21 protein-coding genes and 1 pseudogene are annotated in these 22,130 nt (G+C 63.7%); 13 read left to right on the plus strand and 9 right to left on the minus strand.

Annotated elements, in window-relative coordinates; all coding sequences use genetic code 11:
• Positions 1-187: 187 nt before the first annotated feature.
• Genes hisB through hisF form a run of 5 tightly spaced genes read left to right on the plus strand, consistent with a single transcriptional unit; the run spans position 188 to position 3,227 of the window.
• The gene (gene hisB / locus PMI38_RS05270) at positions 188-781 is read left to right on the plus strand and encodes an imidazoleglycerol-phosphate dehydratase HisB (protein WP_008091492.1); all 594 of its coding nucleotides are present in this window, start codon (positions 188-190) and stop codon (positions 779-781) included.
• Entirely contained in the window at positions 782-1,420 is a 639-nt protein-coding gene (gene hisH / locus PMI38_RS05275; RefSeq protein WP_008091493.1) for an imidazole glycerol phosphate synthase subunit HisH, read from the plus strand.
• Positions 1,421-1,681, plus strand: a complete 261-nt coding sequence (locus PMI38_RS05280; protein WP_008091494.1) for a DUF2164 domain-containing protein — start codon at positions 1,421-1,423, stop codon at positions 1,679-1,681.
• A gap of 27 nt (positions 1,682-1,708) precedes the next feature.
• Positions 1,709-2,446: a 1-(5-phosphoribosyl)-5-[(5-phosphoribosylamino)methylideneamino]imidazole-4-carboxamide isomerase gene (gene hisA, locus PMI38_RS05285; RefSeq protein ID WP_003255731.1), complete on the plus strand. Its 738-nt coding sequence runs from the start codon at positions 1,709-1,711 to the stop codon at positions 2,444-2,446.
• 10 nt (positions 2,447-2,456) lie between these two features.
• Entirely contained in the window at positions 2,457-3,227 is a 771-nt protein-coding gene (gene hisF, locus PMI38_RS05290) for an imidazole glycerol phosphate synthase subunit HisF (RefSeq protein WP_008091498.1), read from the plus strand.
• Positions 3,228-3,366: 139 nt separating this feature from the next.
• Here hisF and choV read toward each other — a convergent pair whose 3' ends face one another.
• From choV to PMI38_RS05305, 3 genes are all read right to left on the minus strand, one after another.
• Entirely contained in the window at positions 3,367-4,545 is a 1,179-nt protein-coding gene (choV, locus tag PMI38_RS05295; RefSeq protein ID WP_008091500.1) for a choline ABC transporter ATP-binding protein, read from the minus strand.
• A complete protein-coding gene (choW, locus tag PMI38_RS05300; RefSeq protein WP_176517976.1) occupies positions 4,542-5,390 on the minus strand; it encodes a choline ABC transporter permease subunit in 849 nt (282 codons plus the stop codon). The genes choV and choW overlap by 4 nt, the downstream gene beginning before the upstream one ends.
• A gap of 82 nt (positions 5,391-5,472) precedes the next feature.
• Positions 5,473-6,420 (minus strand): choline ABC transporter substrate-binding protein, encoded by a 948-nt coding sequence (locus PMI38_RS05305; protein ID WP_008091502.1) that lies wholly within the window; start codon positions 6,418-6,420, stop codon positions 5,473-5,475.
• A 442-nt stretch (positions 6,421-6,862) separates the two neighbouring features.
• Between PMI38_RS05305 and PMI38_RS05310 the strand changes: the two genes are divergently transcribed.
• Both PMI38_RS05310 and PMI38_RS05315 read left to right on the plus strand, forming a co-directional pair.
• Positions 6,863-8,239 (plus strand): L-serine ammonia-lyase, encoded by a 1,377-nt coding sequence (locus PMI38_RS05310; RefSeq protein ID WP_008091503.1) that lies wholly within the window; start codon positions 6,863-6,865, stop codon positions 8,237-8,239.
• Between the two features lie 494 nt (positions 8,240-8,733).
• Complete coding sequence (locus PMI38_RS05315; protein WP_008091504.1) at positions 8,734-9,840, plus strand: GlxA family transcriptional regulator; 1,107 nt, start codon at positions 8,734-8,736, stop codon at positions 9,838-9,840.
• Between the two features lie 119 nt (positions 9,841-9,959).
• On the opposite strand, the gene PMI38_RS05320 is transcribed toward PMI38_RS05315, so the two are convergent.
• The 5 genes from PMI38_RS05320 to choX form a co-directional block, all read right to left on the minus strand.
• On the minus strand, positions 9,960-10,217 hold the full coding sequence (locus tag PMI38_RS05320; protein WP_008091505.1) for a hypothetical protein: 258 nt from the start codon (positions 10,215-10,217) through the stop codon (positions 9,960-9,962).
• 372 nt (positions 10,218-10,589) lie between these two features.
• Positions 10,590-11,066, minus strand: a complete 477-nt coding sequence (locus PMI38_RS05325; RefSeq protein ID WP_008091506.1) for a thioesterase family protein — start codon at positions 11,064-11,066, stop codon at positions 10,590-10,592.
• A gap of 10 nt (positions 11,067-11,076) precedes the next feature.
• Positions 11,077-12,042 (minus strand): L-carnitine dehydrogenase, encoded by a 966-nt coding sequence (locus tag PMI38_RS05330; protein WP_008091507.1) that lies wholly within the window; start codon positions 12,040-12,042, stop codon positions 11,077-11,079.
• A gap of 18 nt (positions 12,043-12,060) precedes the next feature.
• Positions 12,061-12,945 carry a 3-keto-5-aminohexanoate cleavage protein gene (locus tag PMI38_RS05335; RefSeq protein WP_008091510.1) on the minus strand — a complete coding sequence of 295 codons (885 nt, stop codon included), beginning with the start codon at positions 12,943-12,945 and terminating at the stop codon, positions 12,061-12,063.
• 122 nt (positions 12,946-13,067) lie between these two features.
• Entirely contained in the window at positions 13,068-14,012 is a 945-nt protein-coding gene (gene choX / locus PMI38_RS05340) for a choline ABC transporter substrate-binding protein (RefSeq protein WP_008091512.1), read from the minus strand.
• 146 nt (positions 14,013-14,158) lie between these two features.
• Between choX and PMI38_RS05345 the strand changes: the two genes are divergently transcribed.
• The gene (locus PMI38_RS05345) at positions 14,159-15,103 is read left to right on the plus strand and encodes a GlxA family transcriptional regulator (protein ID WP_008091514.1); all 945 of its coding nucleotides are present in this window, start codon (positions 14,159-14,161) and stop codon (positions 15,101-15,103) included.
• 107 nt (positions 15,104-15,210) lie between these two features.
• Here the strand turns inward: PMI38_RS05345 and PMI38_RS05350 are convergent, their stop codons facing one another.
• On the minus strand, positions 15,211-15,612 hold the full coding sequence (locus PMI38_RS05350; protein ID WP_043273081.1) for a lysozyme inhibitor LprI family protein: 402 nt from the start codon (positions 15,610-15,612) through the stop codon (positions 15,211-15,213).
• A gap of 286 nt (positions 15,613-15,898) precedes the next feature.
• Here PMI38_RS05350 and PMI38_RS05355 point away from each other — a divergent pair, with 286 nt between their 5' ends.
• The 5 genes and pseudogenes from PMI38_RS05355 to PMI38_RS05375 form a co-directional block, all read left to right on the plus strand.
• Positions 15,899-16,876, plus strand: a complete 978-nt coding sequence (locus PMI38_RS05355) for a dipeptidase (RefSeq protein ID WP_008091517.1) — start codon at positions 15,899-15,901, stop codon at positions 16,874-16,876.
• 77 nt (positions 16,877-16,953) lie between these two features.
• Positions 16,954-17,484: a DUF5943 domain-containing protein gene (locus PMI38_RS05360; protein ID WP_008091518.1), complete on the plus strand. Its 531-nt coding sequence runs from the start codon at positions 16,954-16,956 to the stop codon at positions 17,482-17,484.
• Positions 17,485-17,499: 15 nt separating this feature from the next.
• The gene (gene dgcA, locus PMI38_RS05365; RefSeq protein WP_008091519.1) at positions 17,500-19,560 is read left to right on the plus strand and encodes a dimethylglycine demethylation protein DgcA; all 2,061 of its coding nucleotides are present in this window, start codon (positions 17,500-17,502) and stop codon (positions 19,558-19,560) included.
• A 42-nt stretch (positions 19,561-19,602) separates the two neighbouring features.
• Positions 19,603-21,555, plus strand: a complete 1,953-nt coding sequence (gene dgcB / locus PMI38_RS05370) for a dimethylglycine demethylation protein DgcB (RefSeq protein WP_008091520.1) — start codon at positions 19,603-19,605, stop codon at positions 21,553-21,555.
• Positions 21,555-22,130 (plus strand): annotated as a pseudogene (locus PMI38_RS05375) (electron transfer flavoprotein subunit alpha/FixB family protein); the annotation flags it as partial. The gene dgcB and the pseudogene PMI38_RS05375, both read left to right, overlap by 1 nt.

Here is a 22,130-nt window from a genome sequence, read left to right on the forward strand (position 1 = left end):
GGCAAGCCGGCTCCCACAGGGACCCCCATTGCCCTTGAGAGCAGTGGGGTTAATTGTGGGAGCCGGCTTGCCGGCGATGGGCTGCAAAGCAGCCCCTTGCACTGCCATATGTCATCCGCGTTCCAAGCTTGAGCGTTCTGGGCCTATAATGGAGCCCTTTTCGCCCAATGATTTTGCGGAGCTGGTGATGGTCGAACGTAAGGCTTCCGTCGAGCGCAATACCCTGGAAACCCAGGTCAAGTGCTCGATCAACCTCGATGGCAGTGGCAAGGCTCGATTCGATATCGGCGTGCCTTTCCTTGAACACATGCTCGACCAGATCGCCCGCCATGGGCTGATCGATCTGGATATCGAATGCAAGGGTGACCTGCATATCGACGATCACCATACCGTCGAAGACGTCGGTATTACCCTGGGCCAGGCATTCGCCCAGGCCATTGGCGACAAGAAAGGCATCTTCCGCTACGGCCACGCCTACGTGCCGCTGGATGAAGCCCTGTCGCGCGTGGTCATCGACTTCTCCGGTCGCCCGGGCCTGCAGATGCACGTGCCCTTCACCCGCGCCACGGTCGGTGGCTTCGATGTCGACCTGTTCCAGGAGTTCTTCCAGGGCTTCGTCAATCACGCCCTGGTGTCCCTGCACATCGACAACCTGCGTGGTCACAACACCCACCACCAGATCGAAACCGTGTTCAAGGCCTTCGGCCGCGCCCTGCGCATGGCCGTGACCCTGGACGAGCGGATGGCCGGGCAGATGCCATCCACCAAGGGATGCCTGTAAATGCAGACGGTAGCCGTAATCGACTATGGCATGGGCAACCTGCACTCGGTGGCCAAGGCGCTGGAGCACGTCGGCGCCGGCAAGGTGCTGGTCACCAGCGACGCCGCGGTGATCCGCGAGGCTGACCGCGTGGTGTTCCCAGGCGTCGGCGCGATTCGCGACTGCATGGCCGAGATCCGCCGCCTGGGCTTTGACAGCCTGGTCCGCGAAGTCAGCCAGGACCGTCCGTTCCTCGGTATCTGCGTGGGCATGCAAGCCTTGCTCGACCACAGCGAAGAGAACGATGGCGTCGACTGCATCGGCCTGTTCCCCGGCCAGGTGCGCTTCTTCGGCAAGGGCCTGGAAGAAGACGGCGAGCACCTGAAAGTGCCGCACATGGGTTGGAACGAGGTCAGCCAGACCATCGACCACCCGCTGTGGCACGACATCCCGGAGCGTGCGCGCTTCTACTTCGTGCACAGCTACTACATCAATGCCGGCAAGCCGGGGCAGGTGGTCGGTCGCGGCCACTACGGCGTCGACTTCGCCGCTGCGCTGGCCGAAGGTTCGCGCTTTGCCGTGCAGTTCCACCCGGAGAAGAGCCATACCCATGGCCTGCAGCTGCTGCAGAACTTCGTCGCCTGGGACGGTCGCTGGTAAATGAGCAGGTCGAAGACCAAGGCCCCGGTCATCACCCTGGCCCCCGAACAGGAGCGCGAGGCGCTCGATACCCTCAAGCGTTTTCTCGAAGACCGTTTCGAGTTGCAGCTGGGGTCGTTCGAAGTGGCCGAGGTCCTCGACGTGTTCAGCAAAGAGATTGCACCCCATTACTACAACAGGGCGATTGCCGATGTTCAGCTGCACCTCAAGGAGCGGTTCGAGAGCATCGAAAGCGACCTGTGGGCACTCGAGAAGCCCTGAAACCCAACAAATAGACAGGTTCCCAAGATGCTGATTATCCCCGCTATCGATCTGAAGGACGGTGCCTGCGTGCGCCTGCGCCAGGGCCGCATGGAAGACTCCACGGTATTTTCCGACGACCCGGTGAGCATGGCCGCCAAGTGGGTCGAGGGTGGCTGCCGCCGCCTGCACCTGGTCGACCTCAACGGCGCCTTCGAAGGCCAGCCGGTCAACGGTGAGGTAGTCACTGCCATCGCCAAGCGCTACCCGAACCTGCCGATCCAGATCGGCGGCGGCATCCGTTCGCTGGAAACCATCGAGCACTACGTCAAGGCTGGCGTCAGCTACGTGATCATCGGCACCAAGGCGGTCAAGCAGCCTGAGTTCGTTGCCGAAGCCTGCAAGGCGTTCCCGGGCAAGGTCATCGTCGGCCTGGACGCCAAGGACGGCTTCGTCGCCACCGACGGCTGGGCTGAAGTGAGCTCGGTGCAGGTCATCGACCTGGCCAAGCGTTTCGAGGCCGATGGCGTCTCGGCGATCGTCTACACCGACATCGCCAAGGACGGGATGATGCAAGGCTGCAACGTGCCGTTCACCAAGGCACTGGCCGAAGCCACCCGCATTCCTGTGATCGCTTCCGGTGGCATCCACAACCTGGGCGACATCAAGGCCCTGCTGGACGCCAAGGCCCCGGGCATCATCGGCGCCATCACCGGCCGTGCCATCTACGAAGGCACCCTCGATGTCGCCGAGGCCCAGGCCTTCTGCGACAACTACCAAGGCTGAGGACTGAACCATGGCACTGGCCAAGCGCATCATCCCTTGCCTGGACGTGGACAACGGCCGGGTGGTCAAGGGCGTCAAGTTCGAGAACATCCGTGATGCCGGCGACCCGGTGGAAATCGCCCGTCGCTACAACGAGCAAGGTGCCGACGAAATCACTTTCCTCGACATCACGGCGAGCGTCGATGGCCGCGACACCACGCTGCATACCGTCGAGCGCATGGCCAGCCAGGTGTTCATCCCGCTGACCGTGGGCGGTGGCGTGCGCACCGTGCAGGACATCCGCAACCTGCTCAATGCCGGTGCCGACAAGGTCTCGATCAACACGGCCGCGGTGTTCAACCCGGAGTTCGTGGGTGAGGCGGCGGACCGTTTCGGTTCGCAGTGCATCGTGGTTGCCATCGATGCCAAGAAGGTGTCCGGGCCGGGTGAAACCCCGCGCTGGGAGATCTTCACCCACGGCGGGCGCAAGCCGACCGGGCTGGATGCGGTGGAGTGGGCGAAGAAGATGGAAGGCCTGGGTGCCGGTGAGATCCTGCTGACCAGCATGGACCAGGACGGCATGAAGAACGGCTTTGACCTGGGGGTTACCCGGGCCATCAGCGATGCGTTGGGGATTCCGGTGATTGCTTCGGGGGGTGTGGGTAACCTGCAGCACCTGGCGGACGGGATTCTGGAAGGGCATGCCAGTGCGGTGCTGGCGGCGAGTATCTTCCACTTTGGCGAGTACACGGTGCCTGAAGCCAAGGCCTATATGGCTTCGCGCGGGATCGTCGTTCGCTGATTCAGTGATTGGGGCCGCCTTGCGGCCCATTCGCGGGACAAGCCCGCTCCCACAGGTTACATGCAGCTCTTGAGAAAAGAGGTGGACCTGTGGGAGCGGGCTTGTCCCGCGAATGGGCTGCAAAGCAGCCCCAATAGCTTCACCCGTGATTCTTGCCGAGCAACGCGTGATAAAGCTCGGTATCCCCCAGTATCCCCACCACCTTGTCGTTATCCTGCAGCACCAGCTTGTTGCCCGTCTGATAACGAATCCGCAGCGCTTCGCGCATGCCGATATCGGCATTCACCAGCGTCGGCCGACGCTCCAGCAGATCCACATCCTCCCCCGGCGCCCAGTTCTGCAGATCCAGCCCGTTCTGCCCCTGGCGAGCGCGCTTGAGCGAGCCGCCTTCGCCCAGGTCCAGCCACGAGTCGATACTCGGGTCCAGACACACCGACCCATTGATCCGCTTGCAGTTGTCCAGCGTGCGCATCAGGCTGCGACCGCACAACACGTTCAGCGGGTTGGTGTGGGCCACGAAAGTCCGCACATATTCGTCAGCCGGGTTGAGCACGATCTCTTCAGGCTTGCTGTACTGGATGATCCGCCCGTCCTTCATGATGGCGATGCGGCTACCCAGCTTCAGCGCCTCGTCCAGGTCATGGCTGACGAACACGATGGTCTTGCTCAGCTTGTTCTGCAGCGCCAGCAGTTCATCCTGCAGGCCCTGGCGGATCAGCGGGTCGAGGGCCGAAAACGGCTCGTCCATCAGCAGGATGTCGGCATCCATCGCCAGCGCACGGGCCAGGCCCACGCGCTGCTGCATGCCGCCGGACAGCTCGTCCGGTTTTTTATTGCGCCACTGGGTCAGGCCCACCAGCTCCAGTTTTTCATCGACCAGCTTGCGCCGCTCTTTCTCCGGGCGACCCTGCATTTCCAGGCCAAAGCTGATGTTCTCGCGAACGGTCAGCCAGGGCATCAGGGCGAACTTCTGGAACACCATGGCGATGCGCTTGGTGCGCATCATCTTCAGTTCTGCCGGGGTGCAGTGGGCAATGTCGATGTGCTTGCCTTCGTGCTCGACGAACAGCTTGCCGCGGCTCACGGTGTTGAGGCCGTTGATGCAGCGCAGCAGGCTCGACTTGCCCGAACCGGACAGGCCCATCAGCACGCAGATCTCGCCCTTGTTGATGTCCAGGTTGGCCTTTTCGACACCCACCACCAGGCCGGTCTGCTTGAGGATCTGCTCGCGGGTCTTGCCCTGGTCGAGCAGCGCCAGCGCTTCGCGCGGCTTGTTGGAGAAGATGACGTCGACGTCTTCGAAGCGAATGATGCTCATGCCTCACCCCTTACCGGCAGTTCCGGTTGCTTGCAGATACGGTCGAGCATGATCGCCAGCAGCACGATCGCCAGGCCCGCTTCGAAGCCCAGGGAGATATCGGCGGTGTTCAGTGCGTTGACCACAGGTTTGCCCAGGCCGTCGGCGCCGACCAGGGCGGCGATCACCACCATCGACAGCGACAGCATGATGCACTGGGTGACGCCCGCAGCGATGCTCGGCATGGCATGGGGCAGTTCGATACGGGTCAGCAACTGGCGCCGCGAGCAGCCAAAGGCCTTGCCGGCGTCCAGCAGCTCCTGCGGTACGTCGCAGATGCCCAGGTAAGTGAGGCGAATTGGCGCGGCGATGGCGAACACCACCGTGGAGATCAGCCCCGGCACCACACCCAGGCCGAACAGGGTCAGGGTGGGGATCAGGTAAACGAAGGTCGGCACCGTCTGCATCAGGTCGAGCACCGGGCGCATGGCGGTATAGAACATCGGCTTGTGCGCGGCGAGGATGCCCAGCGGCACGCCGATGGCCACGCAGACCACCGTGGCGAAGGTGACCTGCGCCAGGGTTTCCATGGTTTCCTGCCAGTAACCCAGGTTGAGGATCAGCAGGAAGGAGAGGGCGACGAATACCGTCAGTGCCCATTTGCGCTGAATCAGGTGCGCGAGGGCGGCAAACAAGGCAATCAGTACGAACGGGTTGAACCAGGTAAGGGCACTGGTGACGCCATGGATCATGAATTCCAGGCCTTGCGCAATGGCGTCGAAGTAGCTGGCGCCATTCTGGGTCAACCATTCGACGAATGAGGCGATGTACTGCCCCAGGGGTATTTTCTGATCGATAAGCATGATAGCGAGCTTCCACCTGCAAATGATTGAAATCAGTCCGAGGCGGGCATGGGCCCGCCCCGCGGTGTTGCCATAGCGTCTTGCGTTATTGCGTCAGTTTGGCCTTGGCCGCCTCAAGGCCGGGTTTGCCATCCACGGTGGTAACGCCGGCCAGCCAGGTGTCCAGCTTGCCGGGGTTGGCCTTGATCCATTTCCTGGCGGCGTCGTCGGGCTTCATCTTGTCGTCCAGGACATAGCCCATCATGGTGCTTTCATCCTTGAGCTCGAACGACAGGTTCTTCAGCAGTTGCCCGACGTTGCTGCATTCCTGTGCATAGCCCTTGCGGGTGTTGGTAAGAACAGTGGCCTTGCCGAAGTCGGGTCCGAAGAAGTCGTCGCCCCCGGTCAGGTACTGCATCTTGAAGCGGGTGTTCATCGGGTGCGGTTCCCAGCCCAGGAACACGATGGATTCGCCACGTTTCTCCGCCCGGTCGACCTGCGACAGCATGCCGGCCTCGCTCGACTGCACGATCTTGAAGCCGGCGTCCTTCAGGCCGAAGGCGTTCTTGTCGATCATGCTCTGGATGGTGCGGTTACCGTCGTTGCCGGGCTCGATGCCGTAGATCTTGCCGTCCAGTTCCTTCTTGAACTTGGGAATGTCGGCGAAATCCTTCAGGCCCTTGTCATACAGCGCCTGGGGCACGGCCAAGGTGTACTTGGCGTTTTCCAGGTTGGCGCGAACCGTCTCGACAGTGCCGGCATCGCGGTACTGTTTGATGTCGTTCTCCATGGTCGGCATCCAGTTGCCGAGAAACACGTCCAGGTCCTTGCCGGCGGCCAGCGACTTGTAGGTCACCGGTACCGAGATCATGGTGGTGTGGGTCTTGTAACCCAGGGCTTCGAGCACGACGCTGGTGGTTGCGGTGGTCACGGTGATGTCGGTCCAGCCGACGTCCGAGAAGCGTACCGTCTGGCACTGCTCGGGTTCGGCGGCCTGGGCCAGCAACGGTGCTGAGAGCATCGCAACCAGCAACAGCGAGGGTGAACCTTTCATGGATGGACTCCTGTGATTTTATCTTCGGGTTCGCGAGGGTCGCCGGGCTTTCTCAGGGTCCGGTCGACCAGGCCTGCAGAGGGCAGGTTGCGAGGCCGTGCAATACGAGTCGCTTTCGATAATCCTCCAGCACAGGGCTTACGCCTACTGGTGGGGTCGTAACCAGTACGCAACGGGTCGTATCCAGTACGGGCGATGTCGCATATGGATTTTTCCACCTCCGCGGCCGCGTTTTTGCGTCACCAGAGCGCTGGAAAGCGGCGCGCAGGCGGCGCAAAACAGCGCGGCGCTGCTGGACAAAAGTACGTCGGTTGCAGACGGCGAGGAGGGCGGCAAAACCCCGATGATGCGTGCATTCGTGGCGGCTCGCAGCTTCAGCCTAGCAGTTGCCCCGCCCTGCGCATGGCGCGCAGAGACAAGCCCAGCAAGAGGTGAAGCGACAATGGCCATCAGCGTGTTCGACCTGTTCAAGATCGGTGTCGGTCCCTCCAGCTCCCACACCGTCGGCCCCATGCGTGCCGGTGCCCTGTTCGTCCAGGGCCTGCGCGAACGCGGCGAGCTGGAGCGGGTGAAACGGATCGAGGTGCAGCTGTACGGTTCGCTTTCGGCCACTGGCATCGGCCACGGCACCGACAACGCCACCATCATGGGCCTGATGGGCGAATGGCCGGACGCCATCGACCCGACCCAGATCATCCCGCGCATCGCCGACCTGCGTGAAACCGACACCCTGCTGCTGGACGGCCGCCTGCCCATCGAATTCGTCTGGGCGCGCGACATGCGCCTGCTGGACGAGAACCTGCCGTACCACCCCAACGCCATGACCCTGGTTGCCGAAGGCGAGCAGGGCGAGCTGCACCGCGACACCTATTACTCGGTGGGCGGCGGTTTCGTGGTCGATGCCGCCCAGGCCGCCAGTGGCGTGCTGGATGCCGACCAGACGGTGCTGCCCTACGATTTCAACAGCGCCGCCGAACTGCTGCGCCTGTGCAAGCAAAACGACCTCAGCGTGTCGCAATTGATGATGGCCAACGAGAAGGTCTGGCGCAGCGAGGAGGAGATCCACGCCGGCCTGCACAAGCTCTGGGAGGCGATGCAGGAATGCGTCAACAACGGCCTCAAGTACGAAGGCACGCTACCGGGCGGGCTGAATGTGCGTCGCCGCGCCGCCAAGTTGCATCGCAGCCTGCAAGAGATCGGCAAGCCCAACGTGATCGGCTCGACCATGAGCGCCATGGAGTGGGTCAACCTGTTCGCCCTGGCGGTCAACGAAGAGAACGCCGCCGGCGGGCGCATGGTCACCGCGCCCACCAACGGCGCGGCCGGCATCATCCCGGCGGTGCTGCACTACTACATGCGCTTCAGCGATGTGGTGGACGACTCCAACGTGGTCGACTTCTTCCTCGGCGCCGCCGCCGTGGGCATTCTGTGCAAGAAGAACGCATCCATTTCCGGTGCCGAGGTCGGTTGCCAGGGTGAGGTCGGTTCGGCGTGCGCCATGGCGGCGGCGGGCCTGGCCGAAGTACTGGGCGCAACGCCGGCACAGGTGGAAAACGCCGCCGAGATCGCCCTGGAGCACAACCTGGGGCTGACCTGCGACCCGGTTGGCGGGTTGGTTCAGGTGCCGTGCATCGAGCGCAACGCGATTGCTGCGGTCAAAGCGATCAACGCCGTGCAGATGGCCCTGCGGGGCGACGGCGAGCACTTCATTTCCCTCGATCAGGTGATCCGCACCATGCGCGACACCGGTGCCGACATGCACGACAAGTACAAAGAGACCTCGCGCGGTGGCCTGGCCGTCAGCGCCATCGAATGCTGACACCCTGGGCTGGCCCCTTCGCGGGACAAGCCCGCTCCCACAGGTTGATCACAGGCCCCGGGTTCTGTGGTGGTACCTCTGGGAGCGGGCTTGCCCCGCGAAGGGGTCGCCGCATTCCTAAAGGGGGCACTACACGCGGTGGCGCCCTGTTCTGGAGCACTGCCGGCCGTCGGATGTCGCTATCGGTGCGGGCGTTGTCGGTGACACTCAAGAGTGTCGTTTCTGGGAAACCTGCACTGCGCGTGTCACCAAATTGCTCACCAGTTACACCAGGCGCGCTAGCTCGGCGGTTTGCGACGACTGACCAATCCATGCAAGAGCCTGAATCAGCCCAGTAAAGACGTCGTTTTCAGTTTTTTTCGAATGACCGTTCAACTTCAGGCACGGCGTTTGCGTTGAGATTGGCAAAACCCCCGGAAAGTGACCGAGGGGTCATAACAAGAAATCAGTGCCCGCCTGTGGCACACCCAGCATTTGTGTGAGGAGAAATCGCGATGACGTCGTACACCTCCGGGAATCCAACCCAGAACCGCACAGCACCCCAGTCCATCGGGTTTCTTCTATTGGACAACTTCACCCTCATTTCCCTCGCATCGGCCGTCGAGCCGCTGCGCATGGCCAACCAGCTGTCCGGGCGCGAGCTGTATCGCTGGCATACCCTGACGGTCGACGGTGGCCAGGTGTGGGCCAGCGATGGCCTGCAGATCACCCCGGATGCAGCCATCAGCAATGCACCGCCCATGGACACCGTGATCGTCTGCGGTGGCGTTGGCATTCAGCGTTCGGTCACTCGTGAGCACGTTACCTGGCTGCAGGCCCAGGCCCGCCAGTCGCGTCGCCTTGGCGCGGTGTGCACCGGTAGCTGGGCGCTGGCCTGTGCCGGCTTGCTCGACGGCTTCGACTGCAGCGTGCACTGGGAATGCCTGGCCGCGATGCAGGAGGCCTTCCCGCGGGTGAACATGAGCACCCGCCTTTTCACCCTCGACCGCAACCGCTTCACCAGCTCCGGCGGCACTGCGCCGCTGGACATGATGCTGCACCTGATCAGCCGGGATCACGGCCGCGAGCTGTCGGCGGCGATCTCCGAAATGTTCGTCTACGAGCGCATCCGCAACGAGCAGGACCACCAGCGTGTGCCGCTTAAGCACATGCTCGGCACCAACCAGCCGAAGCTGCAGGAAATCGTCGCGCTGATGGAAGCCAACCTCGAAGAGCCGATCGACCTGGATGAGCTGGCGGTGTATGTGGCGGTATCGCGGCGCCAGCTTGAGCGGTTGTTCCAGAAGTACCTGCACTGCTCGCCGTCGCGCTATTACCTGAAGCTGCGCCTGATCCGCGCGCGTCAGCTGCTCAAGCAGACGCCGATGTCGATCATCGAAGTGGCGTCGGTGTGTGGCTTTGTGTCCACGCCGCACTTCTCCAAGTGCTACCGCGAGTATTTCGGCATTCCGCCGCGGGATGAGCGAGTCGGTTCCAACACCGCGCAGCAGGTGGCGATGATGCCGATTCCGCAGGCCATGGCCCTGTCGCCGCACAGTGGCCCGATGGCGGCGCTGAGCCAGGCGCGCAACGAGTCGACGTTTGCCAGTGTGAGGCTCTGATACCGAGTCGCCTTTTTCGCGGGACAAGCCCGCTCCCACAGGATCACCGCTGACTCAGATTCAGCGGGAGACCTGTGGGAGCGGGCTTGTCCCGCGAAGAGGCCGGTATAGGGAGTTGTTCAAGCGCGCTTGTTGAAACTCGCCAACGCTGGCAAAAGCTGCTTTTCGATCGCCTGGCGCACCGCCGGCAAAATCGTCGCACTACCGGTATACATCTGCTCGACCATGCCCTTGAGCGCACGGGCATTGGGCTCGGTCAGCCCGCGTACCACCGCCTCGCAGGCCTGCTCGGCAGTGGCCCCGGCGGGGATGTCGAAACCGCGCGCGCGCAGGTGGCCTGCCAGGTCGTCCTGATCAATCAAATCCGCATGCATCATGGCTGTTGTCCCTTTTATCGCGAAGAGAGTGCTGCTTGATTCACGACCGATTCTGTGACGAGCACGACAGCCCCGCAAGGGCAGAATGTCGCAATGGCTGCTTTGACTAAGAACAGGTCGTTTACGGCTAAATCCCCTGCAGGGGAAGCCAGCACACTGGGGCCATTCACGGTACCAGAGGGTTTGGTCACCCTCGCTCACGCACAGTGGATGTTGCTCGCTCTCTTGGCCCCGGATGCTCACGGCTTTCCGGGGCTATTTTTTTTCTGCGCCGGCCCTTTCGCGGGGCAAGCCCGCTCCCACAGGGATACTGCCGTTCTCAAGAACTCATGGAAACCTGTGGGAGCGGGCTTGCCCCGCGAATACGGTATTTCAGGACTGCGCGGGAAGGGCAATCACACGGCCGGTGAATTGAGGGGCAAGCAGACCTTGCTGTTCATCCACCAGCCCTTGCAGCAGTTCCACGCTACGTTCACTGAACGGCGCCGACTTCGGCCCTGCCAGGTCGACATGCAGCAACATCTGCTCGCTGGCCGCCAAGGCCTCGTCGAACCCCGCCCGATGCAGGCTGTGATACACCTGCAGGCGCTTGCGGTCGAACCCGACGATCTGCGTTTGCACCCACACTTCAGTGCCCAGCTTTACTTCGTGCAGGTAGTTGATGTGCGCCTCCAGGGTGAACAGCGACTGGCCACTCTGGCCACGGCTATCGGCGTCCAGGCCGATGCGCTCCATCAGCGCATCGGTGGCGTAGCTGAAGATCAGCAGGTAGAAGGCATCGCGCAGATGCCCGTTGTAGTCGACCCAGTCCTCCTGGACTGGGGTGCGGTAGGTGATCAGTGCGGGCATCGTGGCCTCCTCAGTCGCTGAATGACATGCCGTGGCTGGCCTTGCTGGTTTTCACCGCTTCCAGCACCGCCAGCAGGGTGTCATCACGATAGCGCTCAAGTGCGGCGATGCTGCGTTCGCCCAGTTGCTCCGAGGTGCCGTCCACCACATCGTCGATCAGCTTGTCGGTCAGCTCGGGTGCCGGCAGGTAGGTCCAGGGCAGCTTCAGCGCCGGGCCGAACTGCGACATGAAGTGGCGCATGCCAGCATCGCCACCGGCGAGCGTGTAGGTGAGGAAAGTACCCATGAACGACCAGCGCAGGCCGGCGCCGAAGCGGATGGCATCGTCGATTTCACCCGTGGTGGCGACACCGTCGTTGACCAGGTGCAGCGCCTCGCGCCACAGCGCTTCGAGCAGGCGGTCGGCGATGAACCCCGGGACTTCCTTGCGCACGTGCAGTGGGCGCATGCCCAGTGCGGTATAGATGGTCTTGGCGGCCTCGATGGCTTCGGGGGCGGTACGGTTACCGCCGACGATCTCCACCAGCGGCAGCAGGTACACCGGGTTGAACGGGTGGCCGACCACGCAGCGTTCGGGGTGGCTGGCCGACTCGTAGAATTCGCTGGGCAGCAGGCCCGAGGTGCTGGAGCCGATGATGGCGTTGGGCTTGGCGGCGGCGCTGATCTTCGCATGCAGGTCGAGCTTGAGGTCCAGGCGCTCTGGCGCGCTTTCCTGGATGAAGTCGGCGTCGCGGACACATTCCTCGATGGTGGCAACGAACTTCAGACGGTCCTGCGCCGCGCCAGGTGCCAGGCCCTGTTTTTCCAGCGCAGGCCAGGCGTTGGCGATGCGCTTGCGCAGCGCCTGCTCGGCACCCGGTGCCGGGTCCCAGGCGACCACGTCCAGGCCGTGGGCCAGGGCGCGGGCGACCCAGCCGCTGCCGATCACGCCGCTACCCAGGGCGGCGAAGGTCTTGATCTCGGTGATGAAGGGCATATCGGTCTCCTGAAGGGATCAGCGGCGCTTGAGGTTCATTTTTTCCCGGCCTTCTGCCGGGGACAGGACGCGGCCACCCATGCGGGTGATGATCTCGGCCGCGCGCTCCACCAGTTGGCCGTTGCTGGCCAGCACGCCACGGTCCAGGTACAGGTTGTCTTCCAGGCCGACCCGCACGTTGCCGCCGAGCAGCACCGCTTGTGCGGCCATCGGCATCTGCATGCGACCGATGCCGAAACCGGCCCAGGTGACGTTGGCCGGCAGGTTGTCGACCATCGCCTTCATGGTGGTGGTGTCGGCCGGCGCGCCCCACGGGATGCCCAGACACAGCTGGAACAGCGGGTCTTCGAGCAGGCCTTCTTTCATCATCTGCTTGGCGAACCACAGGTGGCCGGTGTCGAAGATTTCCAGCTCGGCCTTCACGCCCAGTTCGGTGATGCGTTTGGCACCGGCGCGCAGTTGCGCGGGGGTGGAAACGTAGATGGCGTTGCCGTCGCCGAAGTTGAGGGTGCCGCAGTCCAGGGTGCAGATTTCCGGCAGCAGCGCCTCGACATGGGCCAGGCGCTCCAGCGGGCCGATCAGGTCGGTGCCTGGGCCGAATTCCATGGGGGTTTCGCCTGGGCCGATTTCCAGGTCGCCGCCCATGCCGGCAGTGAGGTTGACGATGACATCGACGTCGGCTTCGCGGATGCGCTCCATGACCTCGCGGTAGAGGTTCACGTCGCGGCTGAAGCGGCCGGTTTGCGGGTCGCGGACGTGGCAATGGACCACGGTGGCGCCGGCCTTTGCGGCTTCGACGGCGGATTCGGCGATCTGCTTGGGGGTGACGGGGACCAGGTGGCTCTTGGCGACCGTGTCGCCAGCGCCGGTGAGGGCGCAGGTGATGATGACGTCGTGGTTCATGGCGGTTCCTTGTGGTATCTGTGGTGGCCCTATCGCCGGCAAGCCGGCTCCCACAGGGTTTGCGCAGAACCCTGATTCAGTGGACATCCTGTGGGAGCCGGCTTGCCGGCGATGAGGCCCTGTCAGTTGGCGGTGAGCTTGAGGTTGTCCGCAGCAGGCTTGCCATCGAAGGTGGTCACACCCTCAAGCCAGCGCGCCTTGTCCTCGGGGTGGTCCTTGAGCCACTGGCGGGCTGACGCCAGGGCGTCCTTGTGGTCGAGCAGCGGCTGCATCATGCGGCTCTCGTCCTCGGCGCTGAAGTTCAGGTTGGCCAGCAGGCGGTGGGCGTTGGGGCAGCGGTCGGCATAGTCCGGGGCGGTCACCGTCCATACCGTGGCACGGCCTTCGTCAGGCCCCAGGGCATCCTGGCTTTCACCCAGGTAGGCCATGTCGATGTTCACGTTCATCGGGTGCGGCGCCCAGCCGAAGAACACCACTGCTTCCTTGCGCCGCACCGAGCGGTCGACGGCGGCGAGCATGCCGGCTTCGCTGGACTCGACCAGCTGGAACTTGCCCAGGTCGAACTGGTTCCTGGTGATCATCGCCTTGATCTGGGTGTTGGCCCCGGAACCGGGCTCGATGCCATAGATCTTGCCGCCCAGCTCCTTCTCGAACTTGTGAATGTCGGCGAAGGTCTTCAGGCCCTTGTCATACAGGTACTTCGGCACGGCCAGGGTGGCCCGGGCGTCTTCCAGGCTCGGCTTGTCGAGCACCTTGACCTGCTGGGCATCGATGAACGGGGTGATGGTCTGGGTCATGATCGGGTTCCAGTAACCCAGGAACATGTCCAGGCGTTTGTCGCGGATGCCGGCAAAGATGATCTGCTGCGAGGCGCTGGTCTGCTTGGTCTGGTAACCCAGGCCGTCGAGCAGCACCTGGGCCATGGCGCTGGTGGCGATGACGTCGGTCCAGTTGACCACGCCCAGGCGCACGTTCTTGCAAGCCGCGGGTTCTGCGGCGAAAAGCGGGGTAGCGACGATGCTGCTCAGGGCAAGGGACAACAGGCTGCGGCGGATCAAGCTGTGCATGGTGGCTCTCCATCGGCAGTGCATATTGTTATGGTGGGCGGCCTCTGCGGACCGTGTGGATACGCTACGCCGCTGGCGGGGTGGAAATTCGCACCCTGGCGACCAACAATTGCACGCAAGCGACCACCTCCACTGTGGAGCATTCGATGCCGGACACCATCCACTTTCTTTTGCTGCCGGGCTTTTCCGCCATGGGCTTCATCAGCGCCCTGGAGCCACTGCGCGTAGCCAACCGTTTTCGCGGCCCGTTGTACCGCTGGCGCGTGCTCAGCCTGGACGGTGGCCCGGTGCAGGCGAGCAATGGCATGTCGGTGAACGCCGATGGCGCGCTGGCCCAGGAAGCGCCCGGGCGCATGTTGCTGGTGGTGGCAGGGTTCGACCCGCTGGCGCACTTCGGCCCTGCGCTGCAGCAAGGCCTGCGCCGCTTCGACCATGACGGGGTGATCCTCGGCGGTATCGACACCGGGGCCATGCTGCTGGCCGAGGCGGGTTTGCTCGACGGCTACCGGGCGACGTTGCACTGGGAGGCGCTGGACGCCTTCAAGGAGCGCTACCCGCGGCTGCAGGCGACTCAGGAACTGTTCGAGATCGACCGTCGGCGCATCACCTGTGCCGGCGGCACCGCCTCGATCGACCTGATGCTCGACCTGATCGCCCAGGCCCATGGCAGCGAACTGGCGGTGCAGGTGTCGGAGCAGTTCGTGCTCGGGCGTATCCGCCCGCGCCAGGACCACCAGCGCATGCAGATCGCCAGCCGCTATGGCATCAGCAACAAGAAGCTGGTGAAGGTGATTGGCGAGATGGAGCGCAATATCGAGCAGCCGCTCAATACCCAGGTGCTGGCCGATGCGGTGCAGGTGACCCGGCGGCAGCTGGAGCGGTTGTTTCGCCTGCACCTGGGGGACACGCCCAGTGGCTTTTATCTGCGCCTGCGGCTGGACAAGGCGCGGCAGCTGTTGCGCCAGACCGACATGAGCGTGCTGGAGGTGGCGGTGGCGTGCGGGTTCGAGTCGGCGTCGTATTTCACCCGGTGTTATCGGGTGCGGTTCGAGCGGTGTCCCAGGGAGGACCGGTTGGCGCGGGCGGTTTGAGGTGTGTCAGGGCTGGCCTCTTCGCGGGACAAGCCCGCTCCCACAAGTACTCCACAGCCCTCAGGTGCTGTGGGAGCGGGCTTGTCCCGCGAAGAGGCCGGTGCAGACTACTGCTGCCCGATGGTCTGCAGATACTCCGAGCGATCATCGCTACGCTGCGCCACGCATGTATTCCACGCCGCTTCAAAGGCCTTGCTGCCCGGCTTCTCGGCATAGGTCTCGACCTTGCAGTCGGCATCGCGCAACTGCGCCCACAGCTTCTCGGCCGCATCCATGCGCCCGGTGAGCGACGTGGCCTGATCCGCCTCATCGGCATACTGGTCGCGAATACGCTGGATCAGCTCGTCATAGGCAGACTTCAACTCACGTTCGGCGGTCTGCTTGTTGAACGCCGCGCAGGCGTAAGTCTGCTGGTCGCTTTCAACGTTGTCGCAAGGCGTGCTTTCTTCCTCACCGGCCTGCGCCCCACCGACGACGGCCAGCAGTACCAGCCATGCCATTGATTTCATCCGTTTTCCCCTTAACAGACTGACGAATGGCTGGGATTCTCGCTCAGCCAAAGGCAAGACGATAGCTTCCTGAAGAAATGTTCATGCAGGACCTGCGCAGGTCGTTATCGAGACTGTCTCTCATCCCCGAACGGCGGGCCAGACGGCCTGATGTCGCGCATTGACGCTTTCGGCAAACCCCCTGTCGTTTTTGCATCGGGGCGCTTCCAGCCGCAGGCATATGCTGGCCCCAAAGCGCCGGCAGAAGGTTTGGCGCAGCCCAACTGAATAAAAAGGGGACAGCCTGATGAGCCCAGCCGAACTTCACGCCGACAGCATCGTCATCGACGGCCTGATCATCGCCAAATGGAACCGCGAACTGTTCGAGGACATGCGCAAGGGCGGGCTGACTGCGGCCAACTGCACGGTGTCGGTCTGGGAAGGCTTCAAGGCTACCGTCGACAACATCGCCGCCAGCCAGAAGCTGATCCGCGAGAACGGCGACCTGGTGATGCCGGTGCGCACCACCGCCGACATCCGCAAGGCCAAGGAACTGGGCAAGACCGGCATCCTCTTCGGCTTCCAGAACGCCCATGCCTTCGAAGACCAGATCGGCTACGTCGACGTGTTCAAGCAGCTGGGCGTGGGCATCGTGCAGATGTGCTACAACACCCAGAACCTGGTCGGCACCGGCTGCTACGAGCGTGACGGCGGCCTGTCGGGCTTCGGCCGCGAGATCGTCGCCGAGATGAACCGCGTGGGCATCATGTGCGACCTGTCCCACGTCGGCTCCAAGACCTCCGAAGAAGTCATCCTCGAATCGAAGAAACCGGTGTGCTACTCCCACTGCCTGCCCTCGGGCCTGAAGGAGCACCCGCGCAACAAGTCGGACGAAGAACTGAAGTTCATCGCCGACCACGGCGGCTTCGTTGGCGTGACCATGTTCGCGCCGTTCCTGGCCAAGGGCATCGACTCGACCATCGACGACTACGCCGAAGCCATCGAGTACACCATGAACATCGTCGGTGAAGACGCCATCGGCATCGGCACCGACTTCACCCAGGGCCATGGCCAGGACTTCTTCGAATACCTGACCCACGACAAGGGCTACGCCCGTCGCCTGACCAACTTCGGCAAGATCATCAACCCGCTGGGCATTCGCACCGTCGGCGAGTTCCCCAACCTCACCGAAACCCTGCTCAAGCGCGGCCACTCCGAGCGTGTAGTGCGCAAGATCATGGGCGAGAACTGGGTCAACGTCCTCAAGGACGTCTGGGGCGAGTAAGCCGCTCTCCAAGCCTGATAGCCCCTGCCAGCAACGCCGGGGCACCCACATGAAAATTTTTATGGAGTTGAGTTTCCATGGCCAAGATCGCCCCGCAATTGCCAATCGAAGTCGACAGCGAGACCGGTGTCTGGACCAGCGACGCCCTGCCGATGCTGTATGTGCCACGCCATTTCTTCGTCAACAACCACATCGGCATCGAGGAAGTGCTGGGCGCCGACGCCTACGCCGAGATCCTCTACAAGGCCGGCTACAAGTCGGCCTGGCACTGGTGCGAGAAAGAAGCCGAGTGCCACGGCCTTGAAGGTGTGGCGGTGTTCGAGCACTACATGAAGCGCCTGTCGCAACGTGGCTGGGGCCTGTTCGAGATCCAGGACATCGACCTCGACAAGGGCACCTGCAGCGTCAAGCTCAAGCACTCGGCCTTCGTCTACGTGTATGGCAAGTGCGGGCGCAAGGTCGACTACATGTTCACCGGCTGGTTCGCCGGTGCCATGGACCAGATTCTCGCTGCCCGCGGCAGCAAGATCCGCACCGTGGCCGAACAGGTCTATGGCGGGTCGGAAGAAGGCCACGAAGATGGCCTGTTCGTTACAAAGCCGTTGTAAGCCGGAGAGAGCGTCATGGCATTCGAAGCAATGTTCCAGCCGATCCAGATCGGCAAACTGACCATCCGCAACCGCGTGCTCAGCACCGCGCACGCCGAGGTCTACGCCACTGACGGCGGCATGACTACCGACCGCTATGTGAAGTATTACGAAGAGAAGGCCAAGGGCGGCATCGGCCTGGCGATCTGCGGCGGCTCGTCGGTGGTGGCCATCGACAGCCCGCAGGAGTGGTGGGCGTCGGTCAACCTGTCGACCGACCGCATCATCCCGCACTTCCAGAACCTGGCCGACGCCATGCACAAGCATGGCGCCAAGATCATGATCCAGATTACCCACATGGGCCGTCGCTCGCGCTGGGACGGCTTCAACTGGCCGACCCTGATGTCGCCATCGGGTATCCGCGAACCGGTACACCGCGCCACCTGCAAGACCATCGAGGTGGAAGAGATCTGGCGCGTGATCGGCAACTACGCGCAAGCCGCGCGCCGTGCCAAAGAAGGCGGCCTGGACGGCGTCGAGCTGTCGGCCGTGCACCAGCACATGATCGACCAGTTCTGGAGCCCACGGGTCAACAAGCGTACCGACGAATGGGGCGGCACCTTCGAGGGCCGCATGAAGTTCGGCCTGGAAGTGCTCAAGGCCGTGCGCGCCGAGGTCGGTGACGACTTCTGCGTGGGCATGCGCATCTGCGGTGACGAATTCCACCCCGATGGCCTCAGCCACGAGGACATGAAGCAGATCGCCGCCTACTACGACGCGACCGGCATGATCGACTTCCTCGGCGTGGTCGGCTCGGGTTGCGACACCCACAACACCCTGGCCAACGTCATCCCCAACATGAGCTACCCGCCAGAGCCGTTCCTGCACCTGGCGGCCGGCATCAAGGAAGTGGTCAAGGTCCCGGTGCTGCACGCGCAGAACATCAAGGACCCGAACCAGGCCACGCGCATCCTCGAAGGCGGCTACGTGGACATGGTCGGCATGACCCGCGCGCACATCGCCGACCCGCACCTGATCGCCAAGATCAAGATGGGCCAGGTCGACCAGATCAAGCAGTGCGTCGGTGCCAACTACTGCATCGACCGCCAGTACCAAGGCCTGGATGTGCTGTGCATCCAGAACGCCGCGACCTCCCGTGAATACATGGGCGTGCCGCACATCATCGAAAAGACCACCGGGGCCAAGCGCAAGGTGGTGGTGGTCGGGGCCGGCCCAGCCGGCATGGAGGCCGCACGTGTGGCCGCCGAACGTGGCCACGACGTGACCGTGTTCGAGAAGAAGGATCAGATCGGCGGGCAGATCACCATCGCCGCCAAGGCACCGCAGCGCGACCAGATCGCCGGCATCACCCGCTGGTACCAGCTGGAGTTCGCCCGCCTGAAAGTCGACCTGCGCCTGGGTACCGCCGCCGACGTGGCGACCATCCAGGACCTGCGCCCGGACATCATCGTGCTGGCGGTCGGTGGCCATCCGTTCGTCGAGCAGAACGAGCACTGGGGCGCTGAAGAAGGGCTGGTGGTGAGCAGCTGGGACGTACTCGACGGCAAGGTCGCACCGGGCAAGAACGTGCTGGTGTACGACACCATCTGCGAGTTCACCGGCATGTCGACCGCGGACTTCCTGGCAGACAAGGGCAGCCAGGTCGAGATCGTCACCGACGACATCAAGCCGGGCGTGGCGATGGGCGGCACGACCTTCCCGACCTACTACCGCAGCATGTACCCGAAAGAAGTGATCATGACCGGCGACATGATGCTGGAGAAGGTCTACCGCGAGGGCGACAAGCTGGTGGCGGTGCTCGAGAACGAGTACACCGGCGCCAAGGAAGAACGCGTGGTCGACCAGGTCGTGGTGGAGAACGGCGTGCGTCCTGACGAGCAGCTGTACTACGCGTTGAAGGACGGTTCGCGCAACAAGGGCCAGATCGACGTGGAGGCGCTGTTCGCCATCAAGCCGCAGCCGATCCTCAGCCAGCCGGGCGAGGGCTACCTGCTGTACCGCATCGGCGACTGCGTGGCCCAGCGCAACGTGCATGCGGCGATCTACGACGCCTTGCGCCTGTGCAAGGATTTCTGATCCAGCGGACATATACGCCGTAGACCCCTGTGGGAGCCTCCCATGTTGAACACCCTTCTACCCATCCTGCTGTTCGCTGCCCTTGGCCTGGCGGTGCTCGGCGCCCTGCGCCGTGTGCGCATGTGGCGACGTGGCCGGCCATCGCAGGTCAATCTGCTCGGCGGCCTGCTGGCGATGCCGCGTCGCTACCTGGTGGACCTGCACCATGTGGTCGAGCGCGACAAGTACATGTCCAAGACCCACGTGGCCACCGCGGGCGGCTTCGTGCTGTCGGCCGTGCTGGCGATCCTGGTGCACGGCTTCGGCCTGCAGAGCAAGATCCTCGGCTACGCCTTGCTGGTGGCCACGGTCATCATGTTCACCGGTGCCATCTTCGTCTTCAAACGCCGCCTGAATCCGCCCTCGCGCCTGTCCAAGGGCCCGTGGATGCGCCTGCCGAAAAGCCTGCTGGTATTCGCGGCAAGCTTCTTCATCGCCACCTTGCCGGTCGCAGGCATCCTGCCGGCCAACACCGGTGGCTGGGTGATGGTCGCCGTGCTGGGCCTGGGCGTGCTGTGGGGCGTGTCGGAGCTGTTCTTCGGCATGACCTGGGGCGGTCCGATGAAACACGCCTTCGCCGGTGCCCTGCACCTGGCCTGGCACCGCCGCGCCGAACGCTTCGGCGGCGGCCGCTCCACCGGCCTCAAGCCGCTGGACCTGGAAGACCCGAACGCGCCGCTGGGTGTGGAAAAGCCGGTGGACTTCACCTGGAACCAGCTGCTCGGCTTCGATGCCTGCGTGCAGTGCGGCAAATGTGAAGCCATGTGCCCGGCGTACGCCGCCGGCCAACCGCTGAACCCGAAAAAGCTCATCCAGGACATGGTCATCGGCCTGGCCGGTGGCACAGACGCGCAGTTCGCCGGCAGCCCCTACCCAGGCAAGCCGATCGGCGAGCACGGCGGCAGCCCGCACCAGCCGATCGTCAACGGCCTGGTCGACGCCGAGACGCTGTGGTCGTGCACCACCTGCCGCGCCTGCGTCGAGGAATGCCCGATGATGATCGAGCACGTCGATGCCATCGTCGACATGCGCCGCCACCTCACCCTGGAAAAGGGCGCGACCCCGAACAAGGGCGCCGAGGTGCTGGACAACCTGATCGCCACCGACAACCCGGGCGGCTTCGCCCCTGGCGGGCGGATGAACTGGGCCGCCGACCTCAACCTGCAACTGCTGTCGGAGGTGAAAACCACCGAGGTGCTGTTCTGGGTGGGCGACGGAGCCTTCGACATGCGCAACCAGCGCACCCTGCGTTCGTTCGTCAAAGTGCTCAAGGCCTCCGGCGTGGACTTCGCCGTGCTCGGCCTTGAAGAACGCGACAGTGGCGACGTGGCACGGCGCCTGGGCGATGAAGCGACCTTCCAGCAACTGGCCAAGCGCAATATCCAGACCCTGGCCAAGTACAAGTTCCAGCGCATCGTGACCTGCGACCCGCACAGCTTCCATGTGCTGAAGAACGAATACGGCGCCCTGGGCGGCAACTACGAGGTGCAGCACCACAGCACCTATATCGCCGAACTGATCGCGGCCAAGAAGCTCAACCTCGGCCAGCACAAGGGTGGCAGCGTCACCTACCACGACCCTTGCTACCTGGGCCGTTACAACGGCGAATACGAAGCCCCGCGCGAAGTGCTCAAGGCGTTGGGGATCGAAGTGCGCGAGATGCAGCGTTCGGGCTTCCGTTCCCGTTGCTGCGGCGGTGGCGGCGGTGCGCCGATCACCGACATCCCGGGCAAGCAACGTATTCCCGACATGCGCATGGACGACATCCGCGAAACCGAGGCCGAGCTGGTGGCCGTGGGCTGCCCGCAGTGCACAGCGATGCTCGAAGGCGTGGTCGAACCGCGCCCACAGATCAAGGACCTCGCCGAGCTGGTCGCCGATGTGCTGATCGAAGAGGAAACCGCCGCGACCGCAAAGTCGCCAACGGTCAAACGTGAACCTGCGGAGGTGCACTGATGAGCGACATCATCCGCCGCGACCCACGCGCCGAGTGGATCGCCCGTAACCGTCTGCATCCGCTGCATGCGGCGATGCAGACGCAACAAACCCGCTGGATGGGCCCCAACGGCCTGCTGCGCAAGAACCCGCATGCCATCGCCGCCGGTTTCATCGGCCCCAATGGCATCAAGCGTATCGACCGCAGCGGCGCCCAGCAGGGCACCGGGGTCGGTGGGCGGCGCAGTGCGGCTGCCGAAGTGCAATTGCCGCTGCACCAGGTGCCAGCGCCGGCGTTCTACATCGCCGTGGTGCCGGACATGGTCGGCGGCCGCCTGAGCAGCCACGACCGCGATCTGCTCGGCCTGGCCCACAGCCTGGCCGGCAGCGACGGCGCCGTGCTGGCCGTGGTGTTCGACGAGCACAAGGAAAACAACTTTTCCACAGCCGGCGTCGACCGCTTGCTGGTCATCGAGGGCGAAGCCTTCGAAGGTTATGCACCGGAGCAACTTGTTCAGGGCCTGCGGGCTGTGGATAACCAGTTCACCCCGCGCCATTGGCTGTTACCCGACAGCCGCAGCGGCGGCGGCGAACTG

It is taken from the genome of Pseudomonas sp. GM84, assembly GCF_000282535.1.
GTDB lineage: Bacteria > Pseudomonadota > Gammaproteobacteria > Pseudomonadales > Pseudomonadaceae > Aquipseudomonas.

Excerpts from the sequence above, each read along its gene's own strand:
- hisB (WP_008091492.1), top strand. The coding sequence starts at position 188 with ATGGTCGAACGTAAGGCTTCCGTCGAGCGCAATACCCTGGAAACCCAG.
- hisH (WP_008091493.1), top strand. The coding sequence starts at position 782 with ATGCAGACGGTAGCCGTAATCGACTATGGCATGGGCAACCTGCACTCG.
- PMI38_RS05280 (WP_008091494.1), top strand. The coding sequence starts at position 1,421 with ATGAGCAGGTCGAAGACCAAGGCCCCGGTCATCACCCTGGCCCCCGAA.
- hisA (WP_003255731.1), top strand. The coding sequence starts at position 1,709 with ATGCTGATTATCCCCGCTATCGATCTGAAGGACGGTGCCTGCGTGCGC.
- hisF (WP_008091498.1), top strand. The coding sequence starts at position 2,457 with ATGGCACTGGCCAAGCGCATCATCCCTTGCCTGGACGTGGACAACGGC.
- choV (WP_008091500.1), bottom strand. The coding sequence starts at position 4,545 with ATGAGCATCATTCGCTTCGAAGACGTCGACGTCATCTTCTCCAACAAG.
- PMI38_RS05305 (WP_008091502.1), bottom strand. The coding sequence starts at position 6,420 with ATGAAAGGTTCACCCTCGCTGTTGCTGGTTGCGATGCTCTCAGCACCG.
- PMI38_RS05310 (WP_008091503.1), top strand. The coding sequence starts at position 6,863 with ATGGCCATCAGCGTGTTCGACCTGTTCAAGATCGGTGTCGGTCCCTCC.
- PMI38_RS05315 (WP_008091504.1), top strand. The coding sequence starts at position 8,734 with ATGACGTCGTACACCTCCGGGAATCCAACCCAGAACCGCACAGCACCC.
- PMI38_RS05320 (WP_008091505.1), bottom strand. The coding sequence starts at position 10,217 with ATGATGCATGCGGATTTGATTGATCAGGACGACCTGGCAGGCCACCTG.
- PMI38_RS05325 (WP_008091506.1), bottom strand. The coding sequence starts at position 11,066 with ATGCCCGCACTGATCACCTACCGCACCCCAGTCCAGGAGGACTGGGTC.
- PMI38_RS05330 (WP_008091507.1), bottom strand. The coding sequence starts at position 12,042 with ATGCCCTTCATCACCGAGATCAAGACCTTCGCCGCCCTGGGTAGCGGC.
- PMI38_RS05335 (WP_008091510.1), bottom strand. The coding sequence starts at position 12,945 with ATGAACCACGACGTCATCATCACCTGCGCCCTCACCGGCGCTGGCGAC.
- choX (WP_008091512.1), bottom strand. The coding sequence starts at position 14,012 with ATGCACAGCTTGATCCGCCGCAGCCTGTTGTCCCTTGCCCTGAGCAGC.
- PMI38_RS05345 (WP_008091514.1), top strand. The coding sequence starts at position 14,159 with ATGCCGGACACCATCCACTTTCTTTTGCTGCCGGGCTTTTCCGCCATG.
- PMI38_RS05350 (WP_043273081.1), bottom strand. The coding sequence starts at position 15,612 with ATGAAATCAATGGCATGGCTGGTACTGCTGGCCGTCGTCGGTGGGGCG.
- PMI38_RS05355 (WP_008091517.1), top strand. The coding sequence starts at position 15,899 with ATGAGCCCAGCCGAACTTCACGCCGACAGCATCGTCATCGACGGCCTG.
- PMI38_RS05360 (WP_008091518.1), top strand. The coding sequence starts at position 16,954 with ATGGCCAAGATCGCCCCGCAATTGCCAATCGAAGTCGACAGCGAGACC.
- dgcA (WP_008091519.1), top strand. The coding sequence starts at position 17,500 with ATGGCATTCGAAGCAATGTTCCAGCCGATCCAGATCGGCAAACTGACC.
- dgcB (WP_008091520.1), top strand. The coding sequence starts at position 19,603 with ATGTTGAACACCCTTCTACCCATCCTGCTGTTCGCTGCCCTTGGCCTG.